Raw genomic sequence first — 4,860 nt, 5'->3', positions numbered from 1 at the left:
CTTCCAGGCCCTGCTGGACGCCGCCGCGGCGGCCCGCACCGCCGCCGCCCGCGGCGAGGACCCGGGCGTGATGACGATGTTCCCGGAGACCGCCGAGCAGGCCGCCGCGCTCGGCGGCGAGCACGGCGTCGAGGGCTTCGAGTACTACTGCACCCCGCGCGGCGAGCACGAACGGTCCGCGAAGTTCCTGGCCTGGGAGAGCATCGACCGGATGGCCCTGCACGACGCCTTCCACGCCGTCCCGCTGATCGGCCCCCGCCCCATCCTCCAGATCATCGGCGAACGCGCCGTCACCTCCTGGATGGCCGTCGAGGCACACCAGCGCGCCACCGGCCCGAAGGAAATCCACTGGATCAAGGGCGCCAGCCACGTCGACCTCTACGACAAGAGGCAGTACATCGACCCCGCCGTCGACAAGCTCACCGACTACTTCACCACCCACCTCGGCACCACGAGCTGAACGGCCCGCACGCCCCACGAACCCCCGGGAGGGGGCGCGTCCCGTCGTGCACCGCTGTGTGGAGGGCCCCATCGCACATCCCGGGTGCTCGTATCTCCACCACCCGGGCGGGGCCGGGCGTCAAAGCGGAAGGGGGGCGCTGCTCCGACGCCCCCGGGTCCGGCCGCCGGGAGCCGGGCGTCCCGGGGTGGTCAGACCGGCATCGCGGTGGCGGGCAGCGTTGACGCGTCTTCGCCGATGACGGCGAGTTCCTCCGGGCTCAGGTCGCGTTCGTCCGTCCAAGCGAGCCCGACGACGGCGCGGTCCGCGCCGTCGTCGCCGTGGACGGGCAGCGCGACGGCGGCTTTGCCCTCCACGGCCTTGGCGCCCGGTTCGACCGCGCCGCTGTCGTCCTCCTTGAGGGGTTGCGAGTCTGGACCGGCTTGTCCTGCTCCAAGGCGAGGCGCGCCATCCCTTTGCCGTGCGGTATCCGCGCCGTCACCTCATGGACCTTCGGGTGGGATGTTGTGCGCGGCCATGATGTGCAGCAGGTCGTCGCGCACCACGTGGGCAGTTCCGGCCACGGCCTCGTGACGGGGCAGCAGACCGCGCAGCCATGTGTTCGTCGTTTCCTTGAGCGCGGTCGCGATCGTACGTCGGCGATGTGTGGCTGACCGAGGCGCGCACAGCGAGCCTCACCGGTTCAGACCGCGGTACCACCCACGGCCGCCCACAGTCCGCTCATGGCGTCCAGGTAGGCGCCAGGATCGGTCACCCGCAGCGCCGCGGCGTCCCGGACCTCCGGGTGAGTCAGGATCAGGAAGTCTTCCCGGCGCAGGCCCTCGACAACGATGTCCGCGACCGTGGCAGGTGCGAGGGCGGAGCCGGCGGCCCGGACGGCCCTGCCCACCGCGTCGTGGTCCACGCCCGCCACGAGCGGCGTCTCCACCAGGGCGGGGCACAGACACGAGAAGCGCACACCGCTGTCCTTGTAGAGCACGGCCAGAGACTCGGCCAGGGCGACTGCGGCGTGCTTGGTGACGGTGTAGGGGACGGCACCCGGGCTCATCAACAGGCCTGCCGCAGACGCGGTGTTCAGGAGATAGCCCTCGCCCCGCGCGGCCATGGCGGGAACCAGGGCCCGCGCCGCCCACACGTGGGCCATGACGTGGATGTTCCAGTGCTGGAGCCATCCCTCGTCCGGTACCTCGAAGCCACCGAGAGGCGGCACAATGCCGGCGTTGGAGACAAACACGTCGATGGGACCGAACCGGTCCTCGGCCTCCGCGATGACACGCTTGACCTCGGCCTCGCTGGTCAGGTCGGCGGTGATCGCGAGACCTCCGACCTGTTCGGCGGCAGCGGCAGCCGCCTCACCGTCACGGTCCACCACGACGAGGCCGCGCGGCTGTTCCTTCGCGAAACGCTCGACCATGGCGCGACCGATACCGCTGCCGCCACCTGTCACCACGATCGTGCGATTTTCAAGTTCCATGGCTTCATGCTATGTCAGCCGCAGATGTTCACACGTGTTTGTGTGGTGCGGGGCGTGTTTCGCGTACCGGCGCCCCGTGTTATGTTTCTGCCCGCATTCCGGGCGTCGATCACCAAGCGCAGACTTCAGCGTCATACCCGCAGACATCCTGCGCGCAGTCTGCGTGCGTGCTCTACCTCACACGTGGACCGGACCCGTGGGCCCGTTCGATCTGGAGCTTGCACGGACCTTCGGGTCCGTTTGACGGATTCGATTCGGAGGGCGGAGCATGGAAGACACGGCAGTACCCAACAAGACCGGCTCAGGAAACACCGGTGTGACCTCCGCAGGGCCCCACGACAGCGCCCCGGCCCCACTGTCCATTCTCGATCTGTCGTTGGTGGGAGAGGGCGTCACCGCCGCCGAGGCACTGAGCCAGACCGCCGCCTTGGCGCAGGAGGCAGAGCGCCGCGGGTACCGGCGCTTCTGGGTTGCGGAGCACCACAGTTTCCCCTCCTCGGCGAGCCCGGCCCCGGCGGTACTGCTCGCCCACCTCGCAGGCGTGACCAGCAGCATCAGGCTCGGCTCCGGCGGCGTCATGCTCACCAACCACGCACCCCTCGTGGTGAGCGAGCAGTTCGGCGTGCTCAACGCCCTCCACCCCGGGCGCATCGATCTGGGGATCGGTCGCAGCCCGGGCGGACTCGCCAGTGTCGCCCAGGCGTTGCGGCGCACCGGTGAGGACCCCGGCCCGGACGCCTTCCGCGATCAGGTCGAGGAGGTCCTCGGCTTCCTGCGGACCGAGTTCCCGGAAGACCATCCGTACAGCCGTGACCAGGTGCATGTGGTGCCGGCCGCTCCCGGTCTGCCCGTGTGGGTGCTCGGGTCGGGAACAACGGGTGCGCTGACTGCCGCGCGGCTGGGCCTGCCCTTCGCGGCTGCCTACCACATCAACGCAGCTCAGGTCCCGAAGGCGATCGAGACGTACCGCGCCGAGTTCCGTCCGTCGAAGACGCTGCACGCGCCATACCTCATGGTCTCCGCCAACGTCGTCTGCGCCGACTCCGAGCCCGAAGCCCTGTCCCTGGCCCGCTCGGGGGCGCTGATGCTCACACTCGCCCGGCAGGGCAAGCAGACCCCGCTGCCCGCTGCCGAGACGGCCGCGAAGCACCCCTATACCGACGAAGAACGCCAGGTCACAGACCTCCTGCTCAGCACGGTCATCCACGGCACGGCCGACAAGATCCGCAAACAGCTCACGGACCTGCGACACCGCACCGGCGCCGACGAACTCATGCTCACATCGATGATTCACGACTTCCCCGCCCGCAAGCGTTCCTACGCGATGGTGGCGGACGAGTTCGCCCTGAGCCGCACACACGACTGACCGCACTCCGGTACGACCGCCGAGCACACACGTGTGATGCACGGGCACAGGCCTTTCCGATCGCGTTCAAGTACCGCACCGGGACGCCACGGATGGGCCTGCCCGAGCACTTCGGCTCGTGGAAGGGCACCCATAACCGCCTGCGGAAGTGGGCCGCCGACGGCTACTGTCGTCCGCCGGCCTTCGTCATCACGCCCCGCCAGGCAGGCGGCGCACCCGCGTTCACCCAGGTCATGACCCGCTTACGGGTGCCCGACGCACCGGCCGCCCCACGATCGCCCCGGACGTGGTCATGGCCGACAAGGCGTCACCGGTTTCTCCCGGGCCGACGTCCTGGCGTCCCTGCTGGTGGCCGCGTTCAAGCTCGCGCCGGAGCCCTCCTGCTGCGCGCCTCGGGGCGGGTTCTGACGGAAGCGGCCCCCGTGGGTGTCGACTCCGCCGCGCTGATCCCTGGGGGCGGCAGCTGCTGGGGGCTCAGGTCGTCGCGCACGCGCAGGAAGCGGACGGGGTGCCGAAGATCGATCGCCCTGATCGGTCGGAGCGGCTGAGGTGCTGACGGGCCCGGTGGCAGACACGGGACGCCCGTTCGCATCGACTCTGCTGGGATGTGGACTTCTGGACGGGAGTTTGGCTTCCGGCAATGCTGTACGGATGCTTCGACGTGGATGGCGAGGGTGGCGGGATCGCCGCGCGTACCAGAACCGGGCTGTAGCCGTCCGGATGAACGAGTTCTTCGACTCACTTCCGAAGCCGAGAAGGGCCGCTCCCCAGGACGTTGCCCACCTCTACGCCCGCACTCTCTACCCTGACTACGAGCGCCTCCTGAGCACGAAGGCCGCCGCTGCCTGCCCGTACTACGTCGGACTGTCCTCGGAGTTGGGGAGCTTCACTCATATCACCAAGAGGATCGTCCTGGTCGCGGACACGATGCTGTTGTCCGACCATGGCATCGGATCGGTGCACGAAATCGGGCAGTACTCTCGGTATCGGCGACAGTTTCAGTCCGGGCGGAGGAGAAACTCTGCCACCAGTCACCACGGAGACATATCACTACGGAATGGTGACCAACGACCTTGCCCAGGTGGGGCGGTGGCTCCTGGACGTTGAACCTCTCCTGCGGAGCGAGCTTGCCTGGTACTTGCCGGTCTACACGCGAGGACGCTCAGGTTGGCAGGCGAAGAAATATTGGCTGCCAGCAGACCCGGTCGTCTGCCCTCGTTCAGTGACCGGTCCATCGACTTCCTGGTGGAGCATGGCCGTGCTGTAGATCTGGCGGGGACCAAGCCCCTTGCCAGCCGCGTGGTCCGGCCGGTCCTGGAGATCGATCTGCCCTTCGTCGACGGGCTCAGCCTCACCGACTTCGCCCAGGTCACCAGGGAGGAGTTCGACTCCTACCGCCTGTACCGCGATTTCATGCGTTCCCGGCTCCTCGAACTCGACGACGCGCTCGAAGCGGTGGATTCCCAGGTGGCCCTGGAACGGATCGCGCTCTCCATCCGTGACGAGGTGAACGCCGCTGCCGCGCAGATGAGCAGCGCGGCTCGGTCCCGGGCCCTCAGC

Annotated in this window: 5 protein-coding genes; 3 read left to right on the top strand and 2 right to left on the bottom strand. The window is 68.7% G+C overall.

The window, feature by feature from the left end; all coding sequences use genetic code 11:
* Window positions 1-460, top strand: a 460-nt coding sequence (locus IE294_RS46295) for an alpha/beta hydrolase (RefSeq protein ID WP_189895321.1), incomplete at its 5' end; no start/stop codon positions are given.
* 191 nt (window positions 461-651) lie between these two features.
* Here the strand turns inward: IE294_RS46295 and IE294_RS48880 are convergent.
* Together IE294_RS48880 and IE294_RS46285 are read right to left on the bottom strand one after the other, a co-directional pair.
* The gene (locus IE294_RS48880; protein WP_229918251.1) at window positions 652-816 is read right to left on the bottom strand and encodes a hypothetical protein; all 165 of its coding nucleotides are present in this window, start codon (window positions 814-816) and stop codon (window positions 652-654) included.
* Window positions 817-1,142: 326 nt separating this feature from the next.
* On the bottom strand, window positions 1,143-1,934 hold the full coding sequence (locus IE294_RS46285; RefSeq protein WP_189895320.1) for an SDR family oxidoreductase: 792 nt from the start codon (window positions 1,932-1,934) through the stop codon (window positions 1,143-1,145).
* A 316-nt stretch (window positions 1,935-2,250) separates the two neighbouring features.
* Between IE294_RS46285 and IE294_RS46280 the strand changes: the two genes are divergently transcribed.
* Together IE294_RS46280 and IE294_RS46275 are read left to right on the top strand one after the other, a co-directional pair.
* Window positions 2,251-3,300 (top strand): LLM class flavin-dependent oxidoreductase, encoded by a 1,050-nt coding sequence (locus IE294_RS46280; RefSeq protein ID WP_229918250.1) that lies wholly within the window; start codon window positions 2,251-2,253, stop codon window positions 3,298-3,300.
* Between the two features lie 1,185 nt (window positions 3,301-4,485).
* The coding region (locus IE294_RS46275) for a hypothetical protein (protein ID WP_189895318.1) at window positions 4,486-4,860 on the top strand (375 nt) is incomplete at its 3' end.

Source organism: Streptomyces canarius, assembly GCF_014650735.1.
In the GTDB taxonomy this organism is placed as follows: Bacteria; Actinomycetota; Actinomycetes; order Streptomycetales; family Streptomycetaceae; genus Streptomyces; species Streptomyces olivaceoviridis.
Note: the sequence above shows the minus strand (reverse complement) of the source record. Positions and strands in the feature narration are given on the sequence as shown.